General features: G+C 63.2%; 23 protein-coding genes. 15 read left to right on the top strand and 8 right to left on the bottom strand.

What is annotated here, in order from left to right:
- The 7 genes from U0004_RS17295 to U0004_RS17265 form a co-directional block, all read right to left on the bottom strand.
- Positions 1 to 1,122 (bottom strand): metallophosphoesterase, encoded by a 1,122-nt coding sequence (locus U0004_RS17295; RefSeq protein WP_070256986.1) that lies wholly within the window; start codon positions 1,120 to 1,122, stop codon positions 1 to 3.
- A 71-nt stretch (positions 1,123 to 1,193) separates the two neighbouring features.
- Complete coding sequence (locus U0004_RS17290) at positions 1,194 to 2,708, bottom strand: ATP-binding response regulator (RefSeq protein ID WP_081345671.1); 1,515 nt, start codon at positions 2,706 to 2,708, stop codon at positions 1,194 to 1,196.
- Positions 2,695 to 4,518 carry an ATP-binding protein gene (locus tag U0004_RS17285; protein WP_081345658.1) on the bottom strand — a complete coding sequence of 608 codons (1,824 nt, stop codon included), beginning with the start codon at positions 4,516 to 4,518 and terminating at the stop codon, positions 2,695 to 2,697. Before U0004_RS17285 ends, U0004_RS17290 begins: the two co-directional genes overlap by 14 nt.
- Entirely contained in the window at positions 4,515 to 5,609 is a 1,095-nt protein-coding gene (locus tag U0004_RS17280) for an ATP-binding SpoIIE family protein phosphatase (protein ID WP_230521427.1), read from the bottom strand. The genes U0004_RS17285 and U0004_RS17280 overlap by 4 nt, the downstream gene beginning before the upstream one ends.
- On the bottom strand, positions 5,606 to 6,040 hold the full coding sequence (locus tag U0004_RS17275) for an ATP-binding protein (protein ID WP_230521428.1): 435 nt from the start codon (positions 6,038 to 6,040) through the stop codon (positions 5,606 to 5,608). Before U0004_RS17275 ends, U0004_RS17280 begins: the two co-directional genes overlap by 4 nt.
- A gap of 10 nt (positions 6,041 to 6,050) precedes the next feature.
- Positions 6,051 to 6,413 carry an STAS domain-containing protein gene (locus U0004_RS17270; RefSeq protein ID WP_034785745.1) on the bottom strand — a complete coding sequence of 121 codons (363 nt, stop codon included), beginning with the start codon at positions 6,411 to 6,413 and terminating at the stop codon, positions 6,051 to 6,053.
- Positions 6,414 to 6,420: 7 nt separating this feature from the next.
- Complete coding sequence (locus U0004_RS17265; protein WP_070257095.1) at positions 6,421 to 7,299, bottom strand: STAS domain-containing protein; 879 nt, start codon at positions 7,297 to 7,299, stop codon at positions 6,421 to 6,423.
- 227 nt (positions 7,300 to 7,526) lie between these two features.
- Here U0004_RS17265 and U0004_RS17260 point away from each other — a divergent pair, with 227 nt between their 5' ends.
- The 5 genes from U0004_RS17260 to U0004_RS17240 all read left to right on the top strand — a co-directional run bounded on the left by U0004_RS17260 (position 7,527) and on the right by U0004_RS17240 (position 13,236).
- Positions 7,527 to 7,940, top strand: coding sequence for a hemerythrin domain-containing protein (locus U0004_RS17260; RefSeq protein ID WP_034785752.1), 414 nt, complete (start codon positions 7,527 to 7,529; stop codon positions 7,938 to 7,940).
- Between the two features lie 31 nt (positions 7,941 to 7,971).
- A complete protein-coding gene (gene hmpA, locus U0004_RS17255; protein WP_070256992.1) occupies positions 7,972 to 9,153 on the top strand; it encodes an NO-inducible flavohemoprotein in 1,182 nt (393 codons plus the stop codon).
- A gap of 128 nt (positions 9,154 to 9,281) precedes the next feature.
- Positions 9,282 to 9,590 carry a DUF485 domain-containing protein gene (locus tag U0004_RS17250; RefSeq protein WP_034755744.1) on the top strand — a complete coding sequence of 103 codons (309 nt, stop codon included), beginning with the start codon at positions 9,282 to 9,284 and terminating at the stop codon, positions 9,588 to 9,590.
- Positions 9,587 to 11,269: a cation acetate symporter gene (locus U0004_RS17245; protein WP_070256995.1), complete on the top strand. Its 1,683-nt coding sequence runs from the start codon at positions 9,587 to 9,589 to the stop codon at positions 11,267 to 11,269. The genes U0004_RS17250 and U0004_RS17245 overlap by 4 nt, the downstream gene beginning before the upstream one ends.
- 146 nt (positions 11,270 to 11,415) lie before the next feature.
- A complete protein-coding gene (locus U0004_RS17240; protein ID WP_070256997.1) occupies positions 11,416 to 13,236 on the top strand; it encodes a hypothetical protein in 1,821 nt (606 codons plus the stop codon).
- A gap of 96 nt (positions 13,237 to 13,332) precedes the next feature.
- On the opposite strand, the gene U0004_RS17235 is transcribed toward U0004_RS17240, so the two are convergent.
- Positions 13,333 to 13,791, bottom strand: a complete 459-nt coding sequence (locus U0004_RS17235; protein ID WP_070256999.1) for an RrF2 family transcriptional regulator — start codon at positions 13,789 to 13,791, stop codon at positions 13,333 to 13,335.
- A gap of 340 nt (positions 13,792 to 14,131) precedes the next feature.
- Here U0004_RS17235 and ppc point away from each other — a divergent pair, with 340 nt between their 5' ends.
- From ppc to U0004_RS17185, 10 genes are all read left to right on the top strand, one after another.
- On the top strand, positions 14,132 to 16,885 hold the full coding sequence (gene ppc, locus U0004_RS17230; RefSeq protein WP_217495244.1) for a phosphoenolpyruvate carboxylase: 2,754 nt from the start codon (positions 14,132 to 14,134) through the stop codon (positions 16,883 to 16,885).
- A 165-nt stretch (positions 16,886 to 17,050) separates the two neighbouring features.
- Positions 17,051 to 18,061, top strand: a complete 1,011-nt coding sequence (gene gap, locus U0004_RS17225) for a type I glyceraldehyde-3-phosphate dehydrogenase (RefSeq protein WP_070257001.1) — start codon at positions 17,051 to 17,053, stop codon at positions 18,059 to 18,061.
- 91 nt (positions 18,062 to 18,152) lie between these two features.
- Positions 18,153 to 19,613: a pyruvate kinase gene (pyk, locus tag U0004_RS17220; RefSeq protein WP_081345659.1), complete on the top strand. Its 1,461-nt coding sequence runs from the start codon at positions 18,153 to 18,155 to the stop codon at positions 19,611 to 19,613.
- 93 nt (positions 19,614 to 19,706) lie between these two features.
- Entirely contained in the window at positions 19,707 to 19,964 is a 258-nt protein-coding gene (locus U0004_RS17215) for a hypothetical protein (protein ID WP_070257003.1), read from the top strand.
- An 89-nt stretch (positions 19,965 to 20,053) separates the two neighbouring features.
- Positions 20,054 to 20,536, top strand: coding sequence for a DUF3617 family protein (locus U0004_RS17210; RefSeq protein WP_070257005.1), 483 nt, complete (start codon positions 20,054 to 20,056; stop codon positions 20,534 to 20,536).
- A 135-nt stretch (positions 20,537 to 20,671) separates the two neighbouring features.
- Positions 20,672 to 21,178 carry a sigma-70 family RNA polymerase sigma factor gene (locus tag U0004_RS17205; protein ID WP_034788871.1) on the top strand — a complete coding sequence of 169 codons (507 nt, stop codon included), beginning with the start codon at positions 20,672 to 20,674 and terminating at the stop codon, positions 21,176 to 21,178.
- Positions 21,175 to 22,152, top strand: coding sequence for a FecR domain-containing protein (locus U0004_RS17200; RefSeq protein WP_070257008.1), 978 nt, complete (start codon positions 21,175 to 21,177; stop codon positions 22,150 to 22,152). The genes U0004_RS17205 and U0004_RS17200 overlap by 4 nt, the downstream gene beginning before the upstream one ends.
- 217 nt (positions 22,153 to 22,369) lie before the next feature.
- A complete protein-coding gene (locus tag U0004_RS17195) occupies positions 22,370 to 24,829 on the top strand; it encodes a TonB-dependent siderophore receptor (protein ID WP_081345660.1) in 2,460 nt (819 codons plus the stop codon).
- Positions 24,830 to 24,904: 75 nt separating this feature from the next.
- Positions 24,905 to 25,273: a hypothetical protein gene (locus tag U0004_RS17190; RefSeq protein WP_070257010.1), complete on the top strand. Its 369-nt coding sequence runs from the start codon at positions 24,905 to 24,907 to the stop codon at positions 25,271 to 25,273.
- On the top strand, positions 25,270 to 25,926 hold the full coding sequence (locus U0004_RS17185) for a hypothetical protein (protein WP_070257011.1): 657 nt from the start codon (positions 25,270 to 25,272) through the stop codon (positions 25,924 to 25,926). Before U0004_RS17190 ends, U0004_RS17185 begins: the two co-directional genes overlap by 4 nt.
- The last annotated feature ends 269 nt before the right edge of the window (positions 25,927 to 26,195 follow it).

The following is a 26,195-nucleotide window of genomic DNA, read 5'->3' as shown; positions in this document are numbered from 1 at the left end:
CTACGCCGCCACCAGCCTGAGTAGCGTAATCTCCGCCGGCGCGCCGATGCGTTTCGGCGGACCCCAGTAACCGGTGCCGCGGCTGACATAAATCCACAGCCGGCCTTGCCGGTGCAAGCCCGCCACGTAGGGCTGCTGCAGCGGCACGAACAGATTCCATGGCCAGAACTGGCCGCCGTGCGTATGGCCCGACAGTTGCAGGTCGTAGCCGGCCGCTTCCGCCTCGGGCGCGCTGCGCGGCTGGTGCGCCAGCAGGATGCGGGGGATGTCGGCCGGCGCCCCGGCGATGGCGGCCTGCGGGTCGCTTTTCTGGGCAGGGTCGAAGGCGGCGGCATTGAAATCGGTCACGCCGGCCAGCGCCAGGCGCGCGCCGTCGTGCTCGAGCACCGCATGTTCGTTCATCAGCACGCGCAAGCCCAGGCGACGAAATTCCGCCACCCACGGCGCGGCGCCCGAATAGTACTCGTGGTTGCCCGTGACGAGGAAGACGCCATGGCGCGCGCGCAGCTCGCCCAACGGCGCCGTATGGCTGCCCAGTTGCGCCACCGTGCCGTCGACCACGTCGCCCGTGATGGCGATGATGTCGGGCTGCAGGCCATTGGTGCGCGCGACGATGGCCTGCACGTAGGCGCGCTTGATGGTGGCGCCCACGTGGATGTCGCTCAGCTGCACGATGGTCAAGCCCTGCAAGGCGGCCGGCAGGCCCGCGATGGGCACTGTCACTTCGCGTACGCGCGCCACGCGGCGGGCGTTGATGAAGCCGACGACGGTGGCCAGCAGGGCCAGGACGAGGACGGCGATGGCGGACGCCTGCGCGTGCTGGCGGGCGGCGGGAATCAGCAAGGTGAGTTCGCGCAGCACGGCGAGCACGAACAGCGAGGAAAAAAAGCCCATGCACAGGGAACCGGCCCAGCTCAAACGGTCGGCCAGGCGCGCATCGTTGGTGACGGCGCGGGCAAAGATCGTCATCGGCATGAGCATGGTCGACGCCAGCAAGACCAGGCCGCCCAGCAGCCAGCCGGCCAGGCCGACGGGCAGCGAAGGCAACAGCAGCCAGCCCAGCAGGGCGTGCAGGGCGCCCAGTATCATGGTGATGCGCAGCAGCGGCGTGCGGGTGGTCATGTCATGGTTCCAGAGGTGAGGCGGCCGCCGATTATAGCCGACGCCCTGGCCGCAGGCAGCCGCCGCCCCGCTCAGGGGGCGATATGCAATCCCAGCATGGCCAGCTTGCCGAAATCGACAGGCTTGGCGAAGTGCTCGTTGAAACCGGCCTGCAGGGCCGCCTGGCGGTCGTGTTCCTGGCCGTAGCCGGTCAGCGCGACGAGCAGGAATTGCTGCGGTATCGGCAGCTGGCGCAGTTTGACGGCCACGTCGTAGCCGCTCATATCGGGCAGGCCGATGTCGAGAAAGACGATGTCGGGCTTGAATTCCAGGGTCCGCTCGGTGGCTTGTATTCCCGTGTAGGCCGTGCGCACCGTGTGGCCGTACATTTCCAGCAATTCGGCCAGGGTGTCGGCCGCATCGCAATTGTCGTCGACGACGAGGATGCGCTGGCTGCCGCCGGTGGCCGCCTCCGGCACTGGCGCGGCTGGCAGCGGCACGTTGGCGTCGAGCGGCAGGATGACTTCGAAGGTGCTGCCCAGTCCCACGCCGGGGCTGTGCACGCTGACCTGGCCGCCGTGCAAGGTCACCAGGTTGCGCACCAGCGACAGGCCGATGCCCAGGCCATCCTGCACCCGGTCGGGCGAATGGCCGCTCTGCTCGAACAGGCCGAAGATGCTGTCGATGCTGGCGGCGGCGATGCCGATGCCGTTGTCGCTCAGGCGGATGCGCACGTTGTCGCCTTCGCGCCCGGCGCTAATGGCGATGCGCCCGCCCGGCGCCGTGAACTTGGCCGCGTTGAGCAGCAGGTTGGCGACGATCTGCGACAGGCGCACGGCGTCGCCGCAGACCCACAGTTCTTCCTGGGGCAGGTTCACGTCCAGCGCATGGCCGCGCGCCTCGACGCTGTGCGAACTCGTTTCCAGCGCGCTGCGGATGACGCTGGCCAGGCTCACGCTTTCCCATTGCAGCGAGATTTTGCCCTGCGAAATGCGCGACACGTCGAGCAGGTCGTCCACCAGGCGCACCAGGTGGTCCGTGTGGCGGCCAATGGTGCGGCGCGCATTGTCCTGGATGGCCGGCACGACGGGATCGAGCTTGCACAGCAGGGCCAGCGCCGTGCGGATGGGACCCAGCGGGTTGCGCAATTCGTGCGCGAGAGTGGCCAGGAATTCATCCTTGCGGCGGTCCACGTCGCGCAGCGCGCGCTCGACGCGGCCCAGGCGCAGCAGCGCCTTGACGTTGGCGATCAGTTCATCGGCCTCGATCGGCTCGACCAGGTAATTGTCGGCGCCGCCGTCGAGGGCGCGGATCTTGTCGGCGGAGCCGATGCAGGAAGCGGACGTCTGCAGCACCAGGATGGTGTTCGTCTCGGTGCCGCCCTTCAATTGGCGGCACACTTCCAGGCCGTTGATATCGGGCAGCTTGACGTCGAGGAGGATCAGGTTGGGGCGGTCCTGGCGGGCGCGCAGCAGTGCGTCTCCCCCGTTCGAGGCTTCGATGACCTTGAAGCCGGCGCGTTTGAGGATGCGCGACTTGGCGTAGCGTGCGCCGTCGCTGTCATCGACGTTCAGGATCAGAGCATCGCTGTTGTTATCCGGTAGCATGCGCATTGTCCCAGGTGGTTGTGCCTTGCGGCGGAACCGGCTCTTGCCGGTGGTGTTGGTTGCCGATCAGCGCGCGCAGGGTTGCCAGCAATTGCTGGCGCGACAGCGGCTTGACGTAGTAGGCGTCGGCGCCCAGGGCCAGGCCCTTGCGCACGTCGTCGATCTCGGTGGCGACGATGACGGGCACCTGGCGCCGCAGCGGGTCGTTTTTCAGTTCGGCCAGCCAGTGCCAGGCCGTTTCGCCGTGCAGCATGATGTCGAGGATGACGGCGGCCGGGCGCTGCTGCTCCCAGCGCTCCTGCGCTTCGCGCACGCTGCGCGCGGGGACCACGCGAAATTCGCTGCCGGCCAAAAATTTTTCATACAGCAGGCGCACGGGTGGATTGTCTTCTACCACCAGCACGCCTATGCGCTGGTCGTTGCCATTGTCGTTGGCTGGCGCGCTCGGCGGCAGGCTGCCTTCGGGCGCATGGTAGCTGGCGGGCAGGACGACGGAAAACAGCGAGCCCTCGCCGGGCGTGCTTTCCACGCTCACCGTGCCATTGAGCAGGGTGGCCAGGTTGCGGCACAGGGGCAGGCCCAGGCCCGTGCCCTTGACCTTGCGCTGCATGTGGTTTTCCACCTGACTGAATTCCTCGAAGATCAGCTGCACGTCTTCGGCGGCGATGCCCAGGCCCGTGTCGGAGACGGAAAAGCGGATGGCATCCTGCTCCGGCAAGGGCGTGGCGCTGACGATGATGGCGCCCGCTTCCGTGAACTTCAGGGCGTTGGCGATGAAGTTGCGCAGGATTTGCGACAGTTTGCCTTCATCCGTGTGAATGTGCAGCGCCGGGTCGGGGTCGATGAAGGTCAAGATCAGCGACTCGGACACCAGCAGCGGGCGCAGCATGCCGCGCAGGGCGCTGAACAGGTCGGCCACCTGGAAGCTGTTGGCATGCACGTCGACCTTGCCCGCCTCGATCTTGGCCAGGTCCAGCAGGTCGTTGACCAGCTCGCTCAGGCTGACGGCGCTTTGCAGGATGAACAGCACCTGCTTTTCCTGTTCCTCGGACAGCTCGCCGTCGATACGGTCGAGCAGCAGCTTGGACAGGGCGCGGATGGAGCTGAGCGGGGTGCGGAATTCATGGCTCATGTTGGACAGGAAGCGCGATTTCATCTGGTCGGCGCGGCGCAGGTGGTCGGCTTTCTCGTCCAGCTCCGCGAATAGCGCCACCACGCCCCGGTTGGTGTCTTCCAGTTCGCGCGTCAGCTGCAGCAGATCGTCCTGGCGCGTCTTCAGTTCGGCCAGGGTGCTCAGGAGTTCGCGGTTCTGCTGCTGCACTTCGGACAGCGTGATATCCGGCGGCAGCGCCTGCAGGCTGCCGGACAGCACGCCGATCGTGGCGCCGTCGAGCAGGGGCGCGTCGCGGGGGAACAGCTTGTGCAAGGTGATCTGCGTGCCGTCGCCCGGCGTGCTGTGGATATGGCAGCGGTCCATCAGGCGCTGGGCGCCCAGGATGCCCAGGCCCATGCCTGTCGGCGAGCGATAGGTGCCGGCCAGTATCTTGTCGAGCTGCGCGATGCCGGGGCCTTGGTCCTCGATGCGGATGCTGAGCACCTGCGGCGCCGTCTGGCCATCGATGGCGAAATGCACCTTGCCGCTGCCGGCATAGTTGTAGACGTTGCGCGCCAGTTCCGATACTGCCGTGGCGATGCGCACCTGGTCCTGCACGCCGAAGCCGCACAGGGCGGCGATCTGCCGCGCGCGCTGGCGTGCGCCCACCACATCGAGTTCGCTGCCGATATGGGCTGTCAATATGCGTTGTGTCATGCCGCACCTGTCCCTTCCGCTGTTTCTGCTGTCATAGCCTGGTGTTCCTCATGTTCGCGCAGCACCACCACCGTGACGTCGTCGCGCCCGCGCGCAAAATCGCGGTACAGCACGGCGGCGACGAGGCTGGGGTGGCATTGCGCCAGGCCCGGATAGCGCTCCAGGTCCCAGCGCGTGTGCAAGCCGTCCGAATGCATGATCAGTGTCGTGGCCTGCTGCCATGGAAAGCAAAACTCCTGCACCTTGCGCAGATTGCTGCCGACGATGCCGTTATGCGACAGCAGATGCCGGCGCTGCTGCGCATCGAAGGCGCAGGCGGCGATATTGCCCACGCCCGCATAGCGCAATTCGCGGCGAGCACTGTCGATATGCGCCACCGCCAGGGCCGCGCCGCGCGTGGCACGCAGGGCACCGTGGGCCAGTTCGATGAAGGGGGCGGGCAGGGGCGGCAAGCCGGGCGTGCTGTGTTCCAGCAGGGCGCTGGCGCATTCTGACGCGCGTGCCGCCAGGGGGCCGTGGCCCAGGCCATCGGCCACCATCAGGCTCAGTTCATGGCCTTCGCAAACCACGTTCCAGGCGTCGCCGCACACCTGTTCCGAGGCCAGCGGCAGGCAGACGGCGCCGATCTGCCAGTTCGGACTGGCCGGGATGGCGCTGCTGGCGTTCGGTCCCCAGACCACCACCATCAGCACCGTGCCCTTGCCAGGCGCCGTGTACAGGTCGAATTCCTGGCTCAGGCGGCGTATCGCGCCCAGTCCCACGCCGTAGGTGCCCGTGGTGGAATGGCCGTCCTGCATGTGCTGGCGCACGTTGGCCATGCCGGGGCCGTTGTCGATGGCCAGCACTTCGATGCCGCTGGTACCGCCGCGCAGCACCTTGCGCAGCAGGATTTCGCCGCGCTGCGCGTGCTTGACGATGTTGGTCGCCGCCTCGCTGATGATGATGGCCAGCTGGCCCGTGCGCACGTCATCGAAGCCGATGCGGCGCGCCAGTTCGTTGCCGGCGCGGCGGGCCGCGGCGATCTCGCTCGGTTCGCCGATGGGAAAACTGCGTTGCCTGACGATGTCAGGGGCTTGCTCGAGGTGGTTCAAAACAGCTTCCATTTCGCGATGGTGACGGTGGTGCCCGCGCCAGGCGCCGTGTCGATGTGAAATGCGTCGGCCAGGCGCTTGGCGCCGCCCAGCCCCAGTCCCAGCCCGCCGCCGCTGGTATAGCCATCGGTCAGCGCCAGGGGAATATCTTCGATGCCCGGTCCCGCATCGACAAAGCGCAGCTCCAGTCCCTGGCGCGCGCCATCGCTGACGCGCGCGATGCGCGCTTCGCCCCCGCCGCCGTAGCGCAGGGTATTGCGCGCCAGCTCGCTGGCCGCCGTGATGATCTTGGTCTGTTCGATCAGGCCAAAACCCATGGCGACCATGCTGTCGCGTACCTGCTTGCGCAACCGTACGACGTCTTCGTCGCTGTGCAGGGGCAGAATCTGCTGCGCCTGCTGCACTCCAGCCTGCTCCTGCGCGCCTAGCACGGCGCCCCCGTCATGCGCATGCGCCGCCCCGTTCCAGCAGCTTGATGCCCAGCTCCACGTTGAGCGCCGTGCTCACGCCTTCCAGCGTCAGCCCCAGTTCCACGAGGGTGATGGCGACGGCTGGCTGCATGCCGACGACGACGGTGCGCGCGTCGAGGATTTTCGCCATCGCCGCCGTATTGCTGATCATGCGGCCGATGAAGGAGTCGACGATGTCGAGCGCGGAAATGTCGATCAGCACGCCCGTGGCGCGGTCCGTCACGATGCGGGTGGTCAGGTCATCCTGCAAGGTCATCGCCAGGCGGTCATGCATGTCCACCTGGATCGTCACCAGCAGCAGCCGGCCCATGCGTAAAATGGGGATTCTTTCCATAGGCGCCTCAGTGTTGTTGCTGCTGGTAGGTGATGCTGGACCCCGTGCGTTTCAGGGCCACGACGAATGCGTCGGCCAGCGTGGCCTTGGTCATCACGTCTTCCAGGTTGACGCCCAGGTGCACGATGGTTTGCGCGATCTGCGGGCGGATGCCGCTGATGATGCAGTCGGCGCCCATCAGGCGCGCGGCGGCGATGGTTTTCAGCAGATGCTGCGCCACCAGGGTGTCGACGGTAGGCACGCCCGTGATATCGATGATGGCGATCAGGGCGCCCGTGTCGACGATCTTTTGCAGCAGGCTTTCCATCACCACCTGCGTGCGCGCGCTGTCGAGGGTGCCGATCAGGGGCAGGGCCAGCACGTTTTGCCACAGCTGCACCACGGGCGTTGAGAGCTCCAGCAATTCCTGCTGCTGGCGCAAAATCACCTGTTCGCGCGCTTTCTGGTAGATGGCGATGGTCAGCAGGCCCAGTTCATCGAACAGCTTGCTGGTGCTGACGATGGCGTCGCCCAGTTGCTCCGGATGCGCCGTGATTGCCTTGCGCAGGTAGGCGAACAGCGGCTCCTTGAGGGCAAACATGAAGCTGGCCGTGTCGATCGGCGAATAGCCCTGGCGCACGCGCGACTGCGATATCTCCGCGATCAGCTGGCGCGTATCGTCCCAGGCGCCGCCTTCGATGTCGAACGAGTCGCCGCTTTCCAGCGCGCCCGCCAGCAGCGGCAGGAATTGCGATGCCTGCTGGCGCAGCTCGTTCTCGGCGATCTTGTCGCGGCGCACCAGGCGGGCGATCAGGCCGGCCATCCAGCCGTCCAGCAGGTCCGTGTGGTGCTCGTTGATGATGCCTGCCAGTTGCTGCGCCTGGCCCGTGCCCGTCTTGTTTTTCATGCTCATCCTTGGCTGGAGTGGAGGGTGCGGCACGGCCGCAAACGGGCCTGTGCTGTGATAAATAAATTATAGGCAGACATGGCCGTAGCTTGTGTTCTCTGGCGCACATAGTGGCGCATGTCGTTCCAGATTCCTTCAGGAAACACTTATACATTTAAAGATGCATGTAATTTGCATGTTTAAGCGAATTCCGCTACACTGGGGACACTCAACAAGAGAAACACGCCATGAATATCGACAAATTCAAACAGCAGCACCTGGACATCCTGGCCGCCATTGACGACTTGCGCCGGCTGGCGCGCGGCGGTGTGGCTGCGCAGGCGCAAGCCATTGCCGAACAGATCATTGCCATGAGCGGCTTGATCAAGCTGCACCTGGCCGTCGAACAGCGCTACCTGTATCCGGCTGCGCAAGCGTCCGGCGTGGCCAAGGTGGCACAACTGGGACGCCGGTACGAAAACGAAATGCAAGGCATCGCCGGCGCCTATCTGGATTTCGCCGGCCGCTGGAATACGCCCGTGCGCCTGGAAGCCGAACCGGAAGCCTTCCGCAGCGAAGCCAATACCGTGCTGCACGCGCTGTTCCAGCGCATGCGGCGCGAAGACCACGAGTTATATCCAGCCGTTGAAACGCTGGCCTGAGACCGCTTACACATATACATAGGAGTTTTACATGCTGACCCAAGAACAACGCGCCATCATCACGGCCACCGTCCCCATCCTCGAGCAGGGCGGCGAAGCGCTGACGCGCCACTTCTACAAGAATCTGTTCCGCGACCATCCCGAAGTGCTGCCGTACTTTAACCAGGCGCACCAGCACAGCGGCGACCAGCAGCGCGCGCTGGCCAATGGCGTGCTGATGTATGCCAAAAATATCGACAAGCTTGCGGCGCTGGGCGACCTGGTGGCCACCATCGTCAACAAGCACGTGGCCCTGCAGATCCGCGCCGAGCACTATCCGCTGGTGGGCGCCAGCCTGCTGCAAGCGATACGCGAAGTGCTGGGCGAAGAGGTCGCCAGCGACGCCGTCATCGATGCCTGGGGTGTGGCCTACGGCCAGCTGGCCGACATCCTGGCCGGCGAAGAAGGGCGCATCTACAAGGCGCAGGCCGCCGCACCGGGCGGCTGGAGCGGCGCGCGCGATTTTTTAGTGCGCAGCAAGACGGTGGAAAGCGGCGAGATCACTTCCTTCCTGATGGCGCCCGCCGATGGCCAGCCAGTGCTCGACTTTGCGCCAGGCCAGTATATCGGCGTGCTGGCCACCGTCGATGGCGTGCCCATGCGCCGCCAGTATTCCTTGTCGGCCGCCAGCAATGGCCAGACCTACCGCATCAGCGTCAAGCGCGAAGAGGGCGGCAAGGTCTCGAATTTCTTCCACGATCACGTGCAGGCGGGCGACACCGTGCAGCTGACGCCGCCCTCGGGCGACTTCGTGCTGACGGATAGCGACAAGCCGCTGGTGCTGATCAGCGGCGGCGTGGGCATCACGCCGACCCTGGCCATGCTGACGGCGGCCCTGCGCGGCAAGCGTCCAGTGCATTTCATCCACGCGGCGCGCAACCAGGGCGTGCATGCGTTCCGCGCGCAGATCGACGCACTGGCCGCGCAGCACCCGCAGCTGCAGCGGTATTACTGCTACGCGGAACATGGCGGAGAACAGGACGCACCGGACGCCGTCGGCTTGCTGAATAAGGAGCAGCTCGGTCACTGGCTGCCGGTTTCGCGCGACATCGACGCCTACTTCCTGGGACCGCAGCCATTCATGCGCGCTATCAAGCAGTACCTGCGCGAGCTGGGCGTGCCGGAACAGCAGACGCACCACGAGTTCTTCGGACCGGCTGCCGCACTGAATTGATTTTTTTCTGCATTGTGTTGTCCCCGCGAGAAAAAACGCTGCCGTAAGGGGCGGGTAAGCCTCGCACTGTACTGTGAATCTAAGCTCGAAAACAAAAGAGCAGCTTTTACATAACAGGAGGCAACACAATGCATGACGATCTGGTTCAAAAAATCAAGAGCGACCCCAGTTATCATCAGCTGGTCAAGGTGCGTTCCCGCTTCGGCTGGGCGCTGACGGGCCTGATGATGCTGGTGTACTACGGCTACATCCTGCTCATCGCCTTCAACAAGGAATTTCTGGCCACTAAGACGGGCGCCGGCGTGATGACCTGGGGCATGCCGATCGGCCTGTTCGTCATCGTGTTTACCGTGCTGGTCACCGGCATCTATGTGCGCCGCGCCAACAAGCAATTCGACGATCTGAGCAACGCCATCCAGGCACGGGTGCAAGCATGAGCGCCGCCAAGCATGCGCTGCGCGGCGTGTCTTGCCTGAGTGCCCTGGCGCTGCTGGGCGCCAGCAATGCCGCGTTCGCGGCCGGCGCCGACCTGGGCCAGGCAGTCAAGCAGCCGACCAACTGGACGGCGATCATCATGTTCGCCGCCTTCGTCATCTTCACCCTGTTCGTCACCAAGTGGGCGGCCAAGAAGACCAAGTCGGCCTCCGATTTCTACACGGCCGGCGGCGGTATCACAGGCTTCCAGAATGGCCTGGCCATTGCGGGCGACTATATGTCGGCCGCCTCCTTCCTCGGCATTTCCGCGGCCGTCTTTTTGAACGGCTATGATGGCCTGATCTACGCCATCGGCTTTCTCGTCGGCTGGCCCATCATCACCTTTTTGATGGCCGAGCGCTTGCGCAACCTGGGACGCTTTACCTTTGCCGACGTGGCCGCCTACCGCTTCAAGCAGGCGCCGATCCGCATCTTTTCGGCTTCCGGCACCCTGGTCGTCGTGGCCTTTTATCTGATCGCGCAGATGGTGGGCGCGGGCCAGCTGATCAAGCTGCTGTTCGGCCTCGAATACTGGATCGCCGTCGTCCTGGTCGGTACATTGATGATGATCTATGTGCTGTTTGGCGGCATGACGGCCACCACCTGGGTGCAGATCATCAAGGCGGTGATGCTGCTGGGTGGCGCCACCTTCATGGCCGTGGCCGTGCTGGCGCAATTCAACTTCAGCCCGGAAGCGCTGTTCGCCAAGTCGGTGGACGTGCACGCGACCAAGGAAGCCATCATGGGGCCCGGTTCCTTCATCAAGGACCCGATCTCGGCCATCTCGTTCGGCATGGCGCTGATGTTCGGTACGGCCGGCTTGCCGCACATCCTGATGCGTTTCTTCACGGTACCGAGCGCCAAGGAAGCGCGCAAATCCGTGTTCTGGGCCACCACCTGGATCGCTTACTTCTATGTGTTGACTTTCATCATCGGCTTTGGCGCGATCGTGCTGGTGAGCACCAATCCCGAGTTCAAGGATGCTGCCGGCAAGCTGCTGGGTGGTAACAACATGGCGGCCGTGCACCTGGCCAAGGCCGTGGGCGGCAACGTCTTCCTCGGCTTCATGTCGGCGGTCGCGTTTGCCACCATCCTGGCCGTCGTGGCGGGCTTGACCCTGTCGGGCGCGTCGGCCGTGTCGCACGATCTGTATGCCACCGTCATCAAGAAGGGCAAGGCCACGGGCGCCAACGAATTGAAAGTGTCGCGCGTGACGACGGTCGTGCTGGGCATCATCGCCGTGGTGCTGGGCATCGCCTTTGAAAAGCAGAACATCGCCTTCATGGTCTCGCTGGCATTCGCCATCGCCGCCTCGGCCAACTTCCCCGTGCTGTTCATGTCGGTGCTGTGGAAGGATTGCACCACGCGGGGCGCCACCATCGGCGGCTTCCTGGGCTTGACCACGGCTGTCGCGCTGACGGTGGTGTCGAAGTCCGTGTGGGTCGACGTGCTCGGTCATGGCGAAGCGCTGTTCCCGTATGCCTCACCGGCGCTGTTTTCGATGACGGCCGGCTTCGTTGGCATCTGGCTGTTCTCTGTGCTCGACAAGAGCCCCCGCGCGCGCATCGACCGCGCCGGCTACGAAGCGCAGCAAATGCGTTCGGAAACGGGTATCGGCGCGGCTGGAGCCAGCGCGCATTGAGCATTTGAATCGCTCTACACCTTGAACACCCCTTTCGCAGGGGTGTTTTTTTGTCTGCGATTTGCACGATCTGGCCGGCCGGTGTACTCTCGCGCAGAGAAGGTCCGCTTGTTGTTACTTATAGTAAGTGCAACTTGAAAGAGCCAATGAAGCACACTTACGCGGTAAAAAAACAGGAACGCCAGGATCGTTTCGTCGCGCCCGGCGCTGGCAGCGGGGCAGGGCAGCTGGCCGCGGCATTCCATTCCGGCAGTGAGCGGCCGCAAGCCACAGGCTCGCGTAAATGGCCGGGCATGGTGGATGGGGCTGGCGGTGCGGGCAGCCATGCCATGCATGGCACGGCCGATCCATCCCGCGTGCAGGATATGCTGGCCAGGGCCCGGCAAGGCAGGCTGCGCGATGGCGAGGTGGAAATGACGCGGCGGCCCGACGTCGGTGCCATGCACCTGCGCGATCTCGCGCAATCGCTGGAAGCGACGGCCACTGCGCCTGGCAGGCCGGTGGCGGACGCCTTGCAATCGGGCTCGGCCAGCATCGGCAATGGACGGGTGCGGATGCCGGGCATCGGCGGCGCAGGCAATCCGGCGGCGATCGCCCATCAGCTGGGCGTGCTGCGTCCGCAGGCAACGCGCATCGTGCCTGTGCCGAACGGGCGCTTCGAGGTCCAGGCAAAACTCAACCCGTGGGTGTCCGTGGCGACGGGACGCGCATTGCCGGAATTGGACGAAAACCCCAATATGATCGGCCCGCAGATGCAGTACAAGGATGGCGATCAACATCCGATCGAGCTGGGCGTGGAATGGCGTAGCGTGGCTCCCCAGCACCAGCCGTTGCAACCGTACCATTCCGAAAACACGTATGGTGAATTCATGCGGGCGCTTGCCGCCGTCGATGGGTCGAACATGGAGGCAGAGCAAAAACAGGCGGAGAAAGTGCGCCTGCTGTCTGATTTTTATCATCAATTGAAAAGCTTGTCAGCAGCGCAATTGGAGGAACTTGGAAGCCTGCTTGAAAAAGATATCGATAAGCATGAGGCTAGCGATACGCTTGACAAGGCATTTGAAGAAACCCGGCTTGTCTACAGAACCTGGCATGCGCCAAAACATATTTCCGTCTCAACCGGCCTCGGGGTGTCACAGGCCGACGGGAGGGAACTTGTTGGCGCCGATAATCTCAACACCGTGCTCGACCCCGAGAAATTCAGGCATTACAAGGAGCAAAGCAAATTGCCAGGGTCGGTACTGCCGTCGCTTGGCGCTTCTCCTTCGTCATTGCTTTACCCTGATGCTGATCAACCTAATATTGTATTTTTAAAGGAACGCGGTACAGCAGCAGCCCTTTTGCCCGAGAATCTGAATGCCGGCTTCGCCGCTTACAATGAGGCATCCAAATCCTTGCTTCGCGGGAAGACAAGCGAAGAATTGGCAGGTGAATTCAGCAAACTTCATTATCATGCCAAGAAAATGCGGTCCAGCGTAACGCGGCCGCTATTTTTTAATAGCGACGATCTTCAATCGAATACGGATGCTTTCATACACCCGGACAAACCCGGTGACCGCCCCCACGTACGTAAAATCCATAATGGGCTGCATGAGGAGCATAACCCATTAAGGCAAAGCTTCGATCGTAAGCTGGCAGACCCGTTCCGCACCAACGCCATTTTCTACCAGACATTCTCTCAGCATTCAAAACCAGACACTTATGCCGAGGAATGGAATGAGATGGTGGTCAAATACCGGCAAAAAGGGCATATGGCAGGCCTTTTCAAAGAGATCAGGGATTGGGTGCCCGAGTTGAAGGATTATCCAGGGATTGTGGATGAGCTAATAGATAGCGGGAAATTTAATGCGGATTTTGCGAAGGCGATTGCCGGGAAGAAGGAATCCGCCACCAGTGCCAAGAGCAGCGGTTCAAAAACAAAGTCGAAAAAGCAGACAAAACAGGCAAAGCAGAAAAGTAAAAAATAGCAGGCATGCTCTGATGCGCAGCCCCCTCACCACGATGCAACGTGGCGCACATGAGCCTATCGCCCATCCGGACTGCCTGCCTGATCCTGACAATTATCAGATATTTTCCACGTGGAGGCGGATCACGCCTGCCATCGACGCTGGCGCGCCCGGCGTCGCTTCGAGTATCGATGCGAGGGTCACCGTATCGAGCACGGCCAGGAAGGCGGCCGTGGCCTGGCCCAGCTTGGCCTTCAGCAGGCAATCAGGCGTCAGCGGGCAAGTGTTGTTTTCCTTGTTAAAACATTCCGCCATAAAGAAATCGCTTTCCGTCTCGCGCACGACGGTGCCGATATTGATCTCGGCCGGGTCGCGCGCCAGGCGCAGGCCGCCATTTCTCCCACGTACCGTTTCCACGATGCCTGACAGGCCCAGCTGGTGCACCACCTTCATCAGGTGATTCTTCGAGATGGAATGTAGGTCGGCGATGTCCTGGATGGTCACGAGGCGGTCGCGGTGCACGCCCAGGTACATCAGGGTGCGCAGAGTGTAGTCGGTATAGGCAGTCAGTCGCATGGGTATCATTCATAAGATGTGGATTACATCCTTGTTTGAACCGCAGCATACAGGAGAGCGCCGGCCCTGTGTGTTGCGCCGTCACTTTTCAGCCTCGAAAGACAAAAGTTGATTGCCTTTCGCTCAAATGCGTAGTAAATTTTCATATTGTTGCCGTGGCAAACAGCTCGTTAGCCCTTGCCTACCCTTTGGGTGGGATTTTTGTTGATGGAAATCAAGAGGATGGTGAAGCAATAAGGTAAATTTACTACAAATTGGACGATGGGCGTTTCCCGGGCCGGGAAGCGCGTACTACGCAATCTGTGCGGTGCCGCCGTGGCCGCCCCAGGAAATGAATACCATGCAAATGAATGAAGTGAAAGACGAGCTGCTGAGCAGCGATATCCGCCAGCTGGGCCGTCTGCTGGGCGACGCCATCCGCAACCACCTGGGCGACCCCGCCTTCGAACGCATCGAACATGTGCGCCAGCTGGCTATCCGTTTCCGCCGCGACAATGATGAAGCGGCACGCGCGCAGCTGTCGGACGCGCTGCAAGCGCTGTCGCAGGAAGAAACCACGCAGTTGACGCGCGCTTTCAGCTATTTCTCGCTGCTGGCCAATATTGCAGAAGACCAACATCACATCCGCCGCACGCGCGCCCATCTGATCGCCGGCTCGCCGCCGCGCCAGGGTAGCCTCAGCCATGCCGTCGGCAACGTGTTTGACGCCGGCAAGGCCGATGCGCTGGAAACGTTCTTTGAAGATGCGTTTGTCAGCCCCGTCTTCACGGCGCATCCGACGGAAGTGCAGCGCAAGAGTATCCAGAATTGCCAGATGGCCATCGCCCGCCTGTTGAGCGAGCGCGACCGCGTGCAAATGACGCCGGAAGAGGCCGAGCAAAACGAAGAAGCGCTGGGCCGCGGCATCGTCACCCTGTGGCAGACGCGTCTGCTGCGCACCAGCAAGCTGTCCGTCATGGATGAAGTGGCCAATGGCCTGTCGTTCTACGACCATACGATCCTGCGTGAACTGCCGAAATTGTATTCCTCGCTGGAAACCATGCTGGCCCAGCGCGATGCCCGCTGGGAAGATGCGGAATTACCCAATTTCATGAAAGTCGGCAGCTGGATCGGCGGCGACCGCGACGGCAACCCGTTTGTCACGGCCGAGATCCTGCGCAGTACCCTGCAAACGCAGGCTGACAAGGTACTCGATTTTTACCTCGGTGAATTGCGCAAGCTCGCTTCGCAACTGTCGCTGGCGCAAATACTGAACGCGTGCAGCGAACCGCTGCGCGCGCTGGCCGAGCGTTCGGCCGATGCGTCGCCGCACCGGGTCGACGAACCGTACCGCCGCGCCCTGCACGGCATCCATGCACGCCTGGACGCCACGCGCGTGGTGCTATCCGGCAAGGGCAAGCAGGCAGACGGCGTGCAGCCCTACGCCGCCGCTGTTGAACTGCTGGCTGACCTGGACGTGGTCCAGCATTCGCTGGTCAGCAATGGTTTGCGTGCGCTGGCGCGCGGCCGGCTGCGCCAGCTGCGCCGCGCCGTCAAGGTGTTCGGCTTTTCGCTGGCGCCGCTCGACTTGCGCCAGAATTCCGACGTGCACGAGCGCGTCGTGGGCGAACTGTTCGCGGGTGCCCAGCCGGGCCTCGTCTACCTGGACCTCGATGAAGAGCAGCGCATCAGCTTGCTGCTGGCCGAGCTGGAGTCGCCACGCCTGCTGACGTCGCCGTATGCGCACTACTCGGAAGAAACGACGTCCGAACTCGACATCTTCCGCGCCGTGCGCGAGGCCCATGTCAAATATGGCAAGGAATCGGTACCGAACTGCATCATCTCGAAGGCGGCCAGCGTCTCGGACCTGCTGGAAGTGGCCTTGCTGCTCAAGGAAGTAGGCTTGCTGCGCCAGGATAGCCGCGAAGTCGATGTCAACATCATTCCCCTGTTCGAAACCATCGACGACTTGCGCGCCGGCCCCGCCATCATGGCGCGCGCCTTCGGCTTGCCGTTCTACCGCGGCTTGCTCGCGTCGCGCGCCGACCAGCAGGAAGTCATGCTTGGTTACTCGGACAGCAACAAGGACGGTGGCTTTTTGACCTCCGGCTGGGAACTCTACAAGGCCGAGATCGAGCTGGTGACGGTGTTCAAGCAAGAACAGATCAAGCTGCGATTGTTCCACGGCCGCGGCGGTTCCGTCGGCCGTGGCGGCGGACCCAGCTACGAAGCCATCCTGGCCCAGCCGGCCGGCGCCGTGCAGGGACAGATCCGTTTGACGGAGCAAGGCGAAGTCATCACGGCCAAGTATGCGAACCCGGAAGTAGGGCGCCGCAACCTGGAAGTGCTGGTGGCGGCCACCATCCAGTCGACCCTTCTGCCGCAGGCGCAGCTGCAGCCGAAGGCCTCGGCTGGCGCGGGCCATCTGGCCGCGATGGAAGAGCTTTCGGGCACGGCCCTGAACGCCTACCGCGACCTCGTGTATGGCACGGAGGGCTTTGAACAGTATTTCTGGGAATCGACGGTGATCGCGGAGATTGCCGCCCTGAATATCGGCAGCCGTCCCGCCTCGCGCAAGAAATCCACGTCCATCGAGGATTTGCGCGCCATTCCCTGGGTCCTGAGCTGGGCGCAATGCCGTTTGATGCTGCCGGGCTGGTTTGGTTTCGGTTCTGCCGTGCAAGCCTACCTGGCGGCCCATCCTGCCGATGGCGCGGACGTACTGCGCGGCATGTACACGGACTGGCCATTCTTCACGTCCTTGCTGTCGAACATGGATATGGTCCTGGCCAAGAGCGATATCGCCATTGCCGGCAAGTATGCGGAACTGGTCAAGGACAAGGCCTTGCGCGACGCCATTTTCACGCGCATCCGCGCCGAATATGCGGCCACCCTCGACGCCCTGAAGCTGATCACGGGCCAGGAAGAGTTGCAGCAAGCCAATCCGCTGATGCAGCGTTCGATACGCAACCGCTTCCCGTATATCGATCCGCTCAATCACGTGCAGGTGGAGCTGTTGAAACGTTTCCGCGAAGGTAAGCAGGACGCGGCGGCGCGCACGGGCATCCACTTGTCGATCAATGGCATTGCGGCGGGGTTGCGCAACAGCGGTTAGATGGCACCGAACCAAACCTACTGCGCGTCGTGATTTGCGGCCTGCGATGCTCACTGTGCTCAAGCACAGTTCCGCTTCTCAGCCACAACTCCCTTCCGCTCGCTACGGTTTTGTTCGGCGCTGTACGTATCAGGTGAATCATTTAAATAATATCAAGGAGACAGCATGACCATCAAAGTTGCCATCAATGGCTATGGCCGCATCGGCCGCAATGTCTTGCGCGCGTTTTATGAAGGCGGCAAGCAGCAGGATATCGAAATCGTCGCCATCAATGACCTGGGCGACGCCAAGTCGAATGCACATCTGACGCGCTACGACACGGTACACGGCAAGTTTCCCGGCGTCGTCACCATCGACGGCGACAACATGATCGTCAATGGCGACCGCATCCGCGTCTTCGCGCAGCGCGACCCGGCCCTGATACCGTGGGGCGAACTCGGCGTGGACGTGGTGCTCGAATGCACGGGCTTCTTCACGACCAAGGAAAAAGCTTCGGCCCACCTGAAGGGCGGGGCGAAAAAGGTCATCATTTCCGCGCCGGGCGGCAAGGACGTGGACGCCACCATCGTGTTCGGCGTCAACCAGCATGTGCTGAAAGCCACGGATACCGTGATTTCCAACGCTTCGTGTACGACGAATTGCCTCGCGCCATTGGTGAAACCCCTCAACGACGCCATCGGCATCGAATCGGGCCTGATGACCACCGTGCACGCCTACACGAACGACCAGGTATTGAGCGACGTGATGCATGAAGACTTGCGCCGCGCCCGTTCGGCCACGCATTCGATGATCCCCACCAAGACGGGCGCGGCTGCCGCCGTCGGCCTGGTCTTGCCGGAACTGAATGGCAAGCTGGACGGTTTTGCCGTGCGCGTGCCGACGATCAACGTTTCGCTGGTCGACCTGTCCTTCATTGCCAAGCGCGACACCAGCGTCGAGGAAGTCAATGCCTTGCTGAAAACGGCGTCGGAAGGCGCCCTGAAAGGCATCTTGACGTACCAGACGGAACCGCTCGTCTCCATCGATTTCAACCATAACCCCGCTTCGTCGAACTTCGATGCCACCCTGACCAAGGTCTCGGGCCGCCTCGTGAAAGTGTCGTCGTGGTATGACAACGAGTGGGGCTTCTCGAACCGCATGCTCGACACGACGGTCGCCCTGATGGCGGCCAAGTAAGAACGTAGTACCGCTGATCCAGCGCACCAGGACGGCCGGCCCACAAGGCCGGCCCTTGTAGCAGCACGAACTTTATAGAAAGCAGCACACCATGACCATGCAAGTACAGCAACGCGCCACCAAGATCGTTTCCACCATCGGCCCCGCTTCCAACGATATCGATACTCTGGTCCGCATGTTCAAGGCCGGCGTCGACGTCGTGCGCCTGAACTTTTCGCATGGCAAGGCGCAAGACCATATCGACCGCGCCCGCATGGTGCGCGAAGCGGCTGCCCTGTGCGGCCGCGAAGTGGCCATCATGGCCGACTTGCAAGGCCCGAAGATTCGCGTCGGCAAGTTTGAAGAAGGTAAGATTTTCCTGGAAAACGGCGCCAAGTTCATCCTCGACGCGAAATGGGGAGAAAACGGCGAATTGGGCAATATCGAGCGCTGCGGCCTCGACTACAAGGAATTGCCGCGCGACTTGCGCACGGCCGACGTATTGTTGCTGAATGACGGCCTGATCGTCTTGACTGTGGACAAGGTCGTCGGCAGCGAAATCCACACCACCGTCAAGATCGGCGGCGAATTGTCGAACAACAAGGGCATCAACCGCCAGGGCGGCGGCCTGTCCGCTCCGGCCCTGACGGCGAAAGACATGGAAGACGTGAAAACGGCGATGAGCTTCCAGGCCGATTACGTGGCTGTGTCCTTCCCGAAAAATGCCACCGACATGGTCATGGCGCGCCAGCTGGCCAATATCGCCGGCGAAGCGTGGGACCACAAGCCGATGATGATCGCCAAGATCGAGCGCGCGGAAGCTATTCCTGCGCTGCAAGAAATTCTCGACGCGTCCGACGGCATCATGGTGGCCCGTGGCGACCTGGCCGTGGAAGTGGGCAACGCGGCCGTGCCGGCCTTGCAAAAGCGCATGATCAAGATGGCGCGCGCCTCGAACAAGCTGGCCATCACGGCCACGCAGATGATGGAATCGATGATCGTCAACGCCGTGCCGACCCGCGCGGAAGTGTCGGACGTGGCGAATGCCGTGCTCGATGGCACGGATGCCGTCATGACGTCGGCGGAAACGGCCTCGGGCCGTTATCCGATCGAAACGGTGGAAGCGATGGCCGCCATCTGCCTGGACGCGGAGAAATGGGATACCTGCAAGCTGGACGCCGATTTCCTCAACGCCACGTTCTCGCGCATCGACCAGTCGATCGCGTATGGCGCGCTGTTTACGGCCCATCACCTGCGCGTGAAGGCGATTGCCACCCTGACGGAATCAGGTTCCACGGCACTGTGGATGAGCCGTTGCAATATCGACATCCCGATCGTGGCCCTGACCCCGAGCGTGGGCACGCGCCGCAAGCTGGCCCTGTACCGCAACGTCAGCACCCTGGAGCTGACATCCGGTACCGACCGCGACAAGGTCTTGCAACAGGCGGAAGACTTGCTGCTGGAACATAAAGTCGTGGCCAAGGGCGACACCGTCGTGCTGACCTGGGGCGAGCCGATGGGCAAGGTCGGCGGCACGAACGCGCTGAAAATCATGAAGATCGGCCAGCACTGACCGTGTATTATTGACCATATCGCTGGCCGGCAGCCGTCTGCAGTCTTAAGAGTGGCTGAAAGAGGGGCGCTTGGCCGCCCACTGCAATGGCAGATGCGCAATCTGCCATTGCAGTGGCCACATTTCCGTGTCAGCATGGTTTTCCTTCCTTCCAAGGCGCATCCGGAGTTCATGATGACTGCATACTTGCCTGCCTTGATCTGGTCTTTGTCGGCCTTTGCCTGCATGTGCATTGCCAAGCGCCGGCAAGTCAAGACAACGGCCGTCCGGGCCGTCCTGGTGACCTTTTTTGGGCCGTTTGCCATCCCCTTCGTGCTGGCCGCAAAGCCCGGGAAACCCTATCCGGCGTAAATCCACGCGGCCGTCATGCACGGCTAAGCGTGTGGCCTGCGGGCAATCCTCTTTGCTATATTCAAGTTTTTAGCCGAAAGAGCATGCCCATGAAGCGCCGCGCGACCTTGTTTCTGATGACCATCCTTCCCCTGTGCGCGGCCACGTTCGCCTCGGCGGCCGAGCCGGTGCAGCGCTTGCAGCGCGCCACGGGGCTGTGGAAGGTGACGCCCGCCACCTCGCCATTTTCCTGGGAAATCTGCGTCGACCATCCGCGCGACCGCCTGATCGACGACGATCTGTGGTCCGGTTTCGAGCAGGAATGCAAGATCGAGTCGCAAAGCCGCCAGGGTGACAGTTATCAATTCGAGGCCGGCTGCCCGGACGCCAGGCTGGCTGGTGCCTTCAAGGGCGACCTGGCCAAGGCATATACCCTGAGCGCTGACACCACCGTGCAAGTCAATGTCAAGAACGAAGTGCAGCACACGGAACTGGCAGCCGTGTTCCAGGGCGCTTGTCCGGCAGGGCTGGCGCCGGGCGCGAAGAAAATGCGCGGCGGCATGGTGATGAAGAGCCTGTACATCAAGCGCTAGAGGATTGCGACCGCGTTGAAACAACAGTTTGCACGGATAGGCAGGCGCCGGCATTGACGGCGGAGGCAATGATTTGTGATAATGAGAATTATTATCAATTGGCCGCGCCTTGCCTTGTGCGCATCGGAGTCCCTAGTGAACATTGCGCAGTCCAGCGAGTCGATAGCCGGCATCTACAGCAGCCACCACGGCTGGCTGATGCGCTGGCTGCGCGCCAAGCTGCAGTGCGCCGACCATGCGGCCGACCTGGCGCAGGATACCTTCGTGCGCCTGCTGACGGCGCCGCCTGAGGGCCGGCAAACCTTGCACGAGCCGCGCGCCTACCTGACGACCGTGGCGCAGCGCCTGTTGATCGACCATTACCGGCGCCTGTCGCTGGAACAAGCCTGGCTGGAAACCCTGGCGCAGCAGCCCGATCTGCTGATGCAGTCGCCGGAAGAGCGTTTGCTGGTGCGCGAAGCCCTGCAGCGCATCGATGCCATGCTCGACGGCTTGCCGCCGCCGGTGCGCAGCGCCTTCCTGCTGGCGCATGTCGATGGTCTCGCGTATGGGGAAATCGCGCGGCGCCTGGCCGTGAGCGAGCGCAGCATCAAGCGCTACATGGTGCAGGCGTTTGAGCGCTGCATCCTGCTGATCCTGTGAGCGCCAGCACGGCTGCCATCGATCCCCGCGCCGCGCGGGCGGCGGCGCAATGGCTGGTGCGCCTGCACGGGGGCGCCTTGACTCCAGGCGAGCAGCAAGCGTTCCAGGCCTGGCGCGCCAGCGATCCCGCGCACGAAGCGGCCTGGCAGCGTGCCGAACTCGTGTGCAGTACCCTGGCCAGCGTGCCGCCCGCGCTGCGCCAGACGGCGGACGCGGCGCCGCAGTCGCCGCACCGGCGTGCCGTGCTCTACGGCCTGGCCGGGCTGATCGCGGCCGGGCCGGCGCTGTGGCTGGCCAGCCAGTCGGCGCCGTGGCAGGCGTGGCGCGCCGCCATCCGCACGGCGAGGGGGGAAATCCGCCACATGACCTTACCTGACGGCACGCGACTGGTGCTTAACACGGACACGGCCATCGATGTGCATTTTGACGGCGCGGCGCGGCTGCTCGTGCTGCATGCAGGGGAAATCCATGTCGGCACGGCGCACGACGGGGCCGTGCCGGCGCGCCCCTTCCTCGTGCGCAGCAGCAATGGCGCCGTGCGCGCGCTGGGCACGCATTTCAGCGTGCGCCACGCTGGCAGCGTGCTGGCGCCGCGCACCGAGGTGAGCGTCAGCGAAGGCGCCGTCGAGATACAGCCACGGGACGCTCCCGACGCCTTGCGCAGGATCGATGCGGGCCGGCAGTGCAGTTTCGACGACCGTGCCGTTTCTGCCTTGACGCCGCTGGCGCCGCGCGCTGCCGGCTGGCTGCAGGGCGTGCTGATCGCCGAGCGCATGCCGCTGGGCGAGGTGCTCGAACAGGTGGCGCGCTACCGCTATGGCGTGCTGCGCTGCGATCCCGCGCTGGCGGCCATGCCCGTGGACGGCATCTTCCAGTTGAACGACCCGGACAACATCCTGCTCTTGCTGCAGCGTTCCTTGCCGATCCGGCTGGCGCGCCGCACGCGCTACTGGATCAGTGTCGAATCGGCTTGAGATTGTCAGCTTAGCGTGGCCTTGCCACGCTAAGCTGACCTACGACTGTCGGGTATGGTAAGTCGGCTTAGCCCGCAGGGCGTAAGCCGACATGCCCCAATTTACTTTTTGCCTGTCCCTTTTTCCGGATTGCTTCGTCATACAAGGTAGAGAACGAACAATCCGAACCATCGAAAGGGTCCACATGGCTTTGCAGCACCGCATTACCGCAGCACGAATGACGCTCCATCCCACCACCGGCGCCGTGCGCGCCGCGCTGGTCCTGCTTCTCGCCGTGGGCGCCGCCGGCACCGGTTTGCCGCAAGCGGCGCTGGCCGCCGAGTCCAGTCCGGCCGCCAGCGTGCGCGACTACAGCATTCCCGCCGGCAGCTTGCGCAGCGCGCTGGCATCGTTTGCCATCGCCGCCGGCGTCAACCTGTCCACCCAGGGCGTGGCGCTCGACGGCCTGGTGACGCCAGGCTTGCAAGGGCGCCATGGCATTTCTGCCGGCCTGCAAAAACTGCTGCAAGGCAGCGGCCTCGAAGTGACGGACGGTGGCAATGGCAATTACCTCTTGCGTAAAATCAATACCAGCACGGCCGATGGCGGCCTGGCCAGCATGCCCGCCGTGGTCGTCAGCGCCGAGGCGGACCGCGCCACGGAAGGCACGGGCTTATATACGGCGCGCAATATGTCGACGGCCACGGGCCTGAATCTGTCGCAGCGCCACACGCCGCAAACGGTCAGCGTCATTTCGCGCCAGCAAATGGAAGATTTCGACCTGACCACCTTGCAGGACGTGGCGCGCGCCACGCCCGGCCTGTATGGCAAGACGCAGGGCGTGTCCGACCAGGAAACCACGTATTTCGCCCGGGGCTTTGCCTTGAGCCACGTCAACGTCGATGGCTTGCCGCTCGATGTGACGGGTTTCAATGAGCGCAACGTTTCCGCCGACATGCTGATGTACGACAGGGTGGAGGTGGTGCGCGGCGCCACGGGCCTGATGGAAGGGGCGGGCGCACCGTCGGGCAGCATCAACATGGTGCGCAAGCGTCCCACGGCCACGCCCTTGCTGAACGCCTCGGCCCACCTGGGAAGCTGGAAGGACCGGCAATTGACGGTGGACGCCAGCAATGCCCTGAACGCTGCGGGCAGCGTGCGGGGGCGTGTCGCGGCCAGCTGGCGCGACAGCGACAGTTTTGTTGACGTCGTCAACAATACCAACGGCACCGTGTATGCGATCGTCGAGGCGGATCTGACGCCGTCGACCACGGCCGGCATCGGTTTTTCGCGCCAGCACAGCCGCACCGACGGCGTGTTCGTCGGCTTGCCGACCTTGCCCGATGGCCGTCACATGGACTTGCCCCGCTCGACCTTCCTGAATAATGCCGATTCCTTCCAGAAGCGCGACAACAACGTCGTCTTCGCCGACCTGGAAACGAAGCTGGACAAGGGCTGGCGCAGCCGCTTCGCCATCACGCGCATCGATGCCTCGTCAAGCACGCGCAACACCACCAACAGCCGCGTCGACGGCGAAACGTATCTGCTGGAACAGTCGGAAACGGGCTGGAAGTACAACACGGAACAAGTGGTGGCGGACTGGCGCCTGAGCGGCCCCGTCACCTGGTTCGGCCGCCAGCATGACCTGATCGTGGGCGCCAGCTACCGCCATGACGATTCGGACGCGGGCCAGAGCTGGGAAGGCGCCGGGAAGCGCGTGATCGATATCCGCCACTGGAATCCGCGCGCCTACCGCATGAACGGCGCGCCGTTCGAGCCATATAACTGGGGCCGCAAGACGGACGAAAAGGGCCTGTATGCGGCCGGTAACTTCAGCCTGGCCGATCCGCTGCGCCTGGTGCTGGGCGGGCGCTTCGGCTGGTATGCGCAGGATGTCACGGGCTGGTATGCCACCAACCCGGCCTGGCGCCGCAGCCTGACGGAAAACGCGAAATTCACGCCATACGCGGGCCTCGTCTACGACCTGGACCAGCACCATTCCGTATATGCGAGCGCCACGCAGATATTCCAGCCGCAAAGCGAGCTCGATGTGCGCGGCAATACCTTGCCGCCTTTGAGCGGCACCAACCTGGAAGTGGGCGTCAAGGGAGAATATTTTGGCGGCAGGCTCAACGCCAGCGGCGCCTTGTTCCGCATCCGGCAGAATAACCGCGCCATGGCCGACGAGGTCAATTGCCCCACGGGCGGCGCCATCTATTGCGCCCGCGCGGCCGGGCAGGTGCAGAGCGAAGGCATCGACTTGCAATTGTCGGGCTCGCCATTGCCGGGCTGGCAGATCGCGGGTGGCTACACCTATGTACTGGCCAAGTACACCAAGGACAGCGTAGCGGCCAACATCGGCCAGCGCATCGCCACGGATGAGCCGAAGCAATTGTTCAAGCTGTACACGAATGTGCAGCTGAGCGGCAGCCTGGCGAAATGGAACCTGGGCGCCTCCGTCTACGCGCAGGACAAGATCTACCGCCGCGAAACGGGCTTCGATACGCGGCAGGGCGCTTACGCCATCGTCGGGCTGACGGCCGGCTACCGGATCAGTGAGCAGCTGCAGCTGCGCGTGAATGTCGACAACGTGCTCGACCGCCGCTACTACCAGGGACTCGGCTATTCATGGTCGGGCGGGCTGGAACGCTACGGTGCGCCGCGCAGCGTGCTGCTGTCCTTGAACTACAAGATGTAGCCGTTGCGCCAGCAGAGCGCGTCCCGGGCGGGCGCCTCTGCTACACTGCCGCCGTCCCCATTTTTGACTGTTTCCATGTCCACCACACCTGTCCTCACGCCCCTGAAAAGCGCTTTCCAGCAATCGCGCGCCGAGAATAATATCGAGCTGATCCTGCCCGAACTGCTGACCGCGCAATTGCACGTCGTCATCGGCGGACAAGGCGAACAGATCGACCTGTTCCTCGTGCCATCGCCCAATCCCGAGCGCCAGTGCGTGACGGTGGCGGAAGACCTGGCCTTCCTGGCTGGCATCAACTTTCCCAAGATTCCCGTGACGGGCGCGCAACTGATCGCCTCGATTCCGCCCGAGATCGAGATCGTCCTCCTGCATGGCGATGGCGCCAATTACCTGACGCGCGAGCAACTGGCGTGGTTCCGCGGCATGCTGGCACCCAACGCTTGAGCGGGGAGCTGAGACCCACGCTCAAGCCGGCGCGCGCCGAATGGATCCGTTTTTCGCCGGCCGACGATGCAAGCTCGCATGCGGCGATGATGGCCAATCTGCGTCCCGTGCTGTGGCGCAGCGTGCTGCTGGGCGGCTGCGCGCTGATCCTCGCCTTTGTCCTGCAAGCCGTCTGGCGCGACGTGCCGTACGCGGGCGAGGCAGTGTTGTTCTCTCCGCTGGCGCTGGCCGCCTGGATCGCGGGCCTGGTGCTGTTTCCGGGACGCGCTTTGCTCTTTCATGTGGAACTTGACGATGCGGGCCTGTTGCTGCGGCGCCATGCGCGGCGCCTGCCCGGCTGGGATAAAAGCGTGCAGCTGGACTTGTCGCAGCTGCAGCGGCTGGACGTGGTCACGTATGGGGGCGCATTGCAGGTCTATCGGACCCCGGCACCGTTGGCGCGCGTCGAGCTGCTGCTCTACACGACACTCGCGGACTATCCGCTGATCCGCGTGGTGGGCCTGAACTTGCCCGTGCCGCAGCGCTGGACGCTGTGCCAGATCAAGGAGGAGCTGAGCTACCGCTGTAGACTGGCCGGTATCCCTGTCAGCGAGACGGCCGGGCCGATCAGCCAGGAATCCGCGGCCATCCGCGCGCGCTGGCCGCAGGCGTAGGCGCAGACAGGCCAGTGTCGCATCGCCGCCGCAATAACTATCATTTTTGATAACTGTATTGCTGAAGTCCTATGAATATGTTCGCAAAGCAACTATACTCATGGCTCTTTAAAAAATCATCGTCACGCTGGCGGCCAGCCATCCGCGCCAGAGTTCGTACGCATTCCGCTTTTTCACTCTGTAAAAAGCACCTTTCCCCCGCGCGGCAGGCGCGGGCGTGATGACCGAGCCTTGCCCTGGTCGACTGCTACCGTTGTCATTTCCGCTGT

Origin of the sequence: Janthinobacterium lividum (assembly GCF_034424625.1) — a bacterium.
GTDB classification, from domain to species: domain Bacteria; phylum Pseudomonadota; class Gammaproteobacteria; order Burkholderiales; family Burkholderiaceae_D; genus Janthinobacterium; species Janthinobacterium lividum.
Note: the sequence above shows the minus strand (reverse complement) of the source record. Positions and strands in the feature narration are given on the sequence as shown.

Bases quoted from the DNA above. Each gene is read 5' to 3' on its own strand.
- U0004_RS17290 (WP_081345671.1), bottom strand. From the start codon at position 2,708: ATGCTACCGGATAACAACAGCGATGCTCTGATCCTGAACGTCGATGAC.
- U0004_RS17250 (WP_034755744.1), top strand. From the start codon at position 9,282: ATGCATGACGATCTGGTTCAAAAAATCAAGAGCGACCCCAGTTATCAT.
- U0004_RS17285 (WP_081345658.1), bottom strand. From the start codon at position 4,518: ATGACACAACGCATATTGACAGCCCATATCGGCAGCGAACTCGATGTG.
- U0004_RS17195 (WP_081345660.1), top strand. From the start codon at position 22,370: ATGACGCTCCATCCCACCACCGGCGCCGTGCGCGCCGCGCTGGTCCTG.
- gap (WP_070257001.1), top strand. From the start codon at position 17,051: ATGACCATCAAAGTTGCCATCAATGGCTATGGCCGCATCGGCCGCAAT.
- hmpA (WP_070256992.1), top strand. From the start codon at position 7,972: ATGCTGACCCAAGAACAACGCGCCATCATCACGGCCACCGTCCCCATC.
- U0004_RS17215 (WP_070257003.1), top strand. From the start codon at position 19,707: ATGCGCAATCTGCCATTGCAGTGGCCACATTTCCGTGTCAGCATGGTT.
- ppc (WP_217495244.1), top strand. From the start codon at position 14,132: ATGCAAATGAATGAAGTGAAAGACGAGCTGCTGAGCAGCGATATCCGC.
- U0004_RS17235 (WP_070256999.1), bottom strand. From the start codon at position 13,791: ATGCGACTGACTGCCTATACCGACTACACTCTGCGCACCCTGATGTAC.
- U0004_RS17260 (WP_034785752.1), top strand. From the start codon at position 7,527: ATGAATATCGACAAATTCAAACAGCAGCACCTGGACATCCTGGCCGCC.
- U0004_RS17240 (WP_070256997.1), top strand. From the start codon at position 11,416: ATGAAGCACACTTACGCGGTAAAAAAACAGGAACGCCAGGATCGTTTC.
- U0004_RS17265 (WP_070257095.1), bottom strand. From the start codon at position 7,299: ATGAAAAACAAGACGGGCACGGGCCAGGCGCAGCAACTGGCAGGCATC.
- U0004_RS17190 (WP_070257010.1), top strand. From the start codon at position 24,905: ATGTCCACCACACCTGTCCTCACGCCCCTGAAAAGCGCTTTCCAGCAA.
- U0004_RS17245 (WP_070256995.1), top strand. From the start codon at position 9,587: ATGAGCGCCGCCAAGCATGCGCTGCGCGGCGTGTCTTGCCTGAGTGCC.
- U0004_RS17270 (WP_034785745.1), bottom strand. From the start codon at position 6,413: ATGGAAAGAATCCCCATTTTACGCATGGGCCGGCTGCTGCTGGTGACG.
- U0004_RS17295 (WP_070256986.1), bottom strand. From the start codon at position 1,122: ATGACCACCCGCACGCCGCTGCTGCGCATCACCATGATACTGGGCGCC.
- pyk (WP_081345659.1), top strand. From the start codon at position 18,153: ATGACCATGCAAGTACAGCAACGCGCCACCAAGATCGTTTCCACCATC.
- U0004_RS17210 (WP_070257005.1), top strand. From the start codon at position 20,054: ATGAAGCGCCGCGCGACCTTGTTTCTGATGACCATCCTTCCCCTGTGC.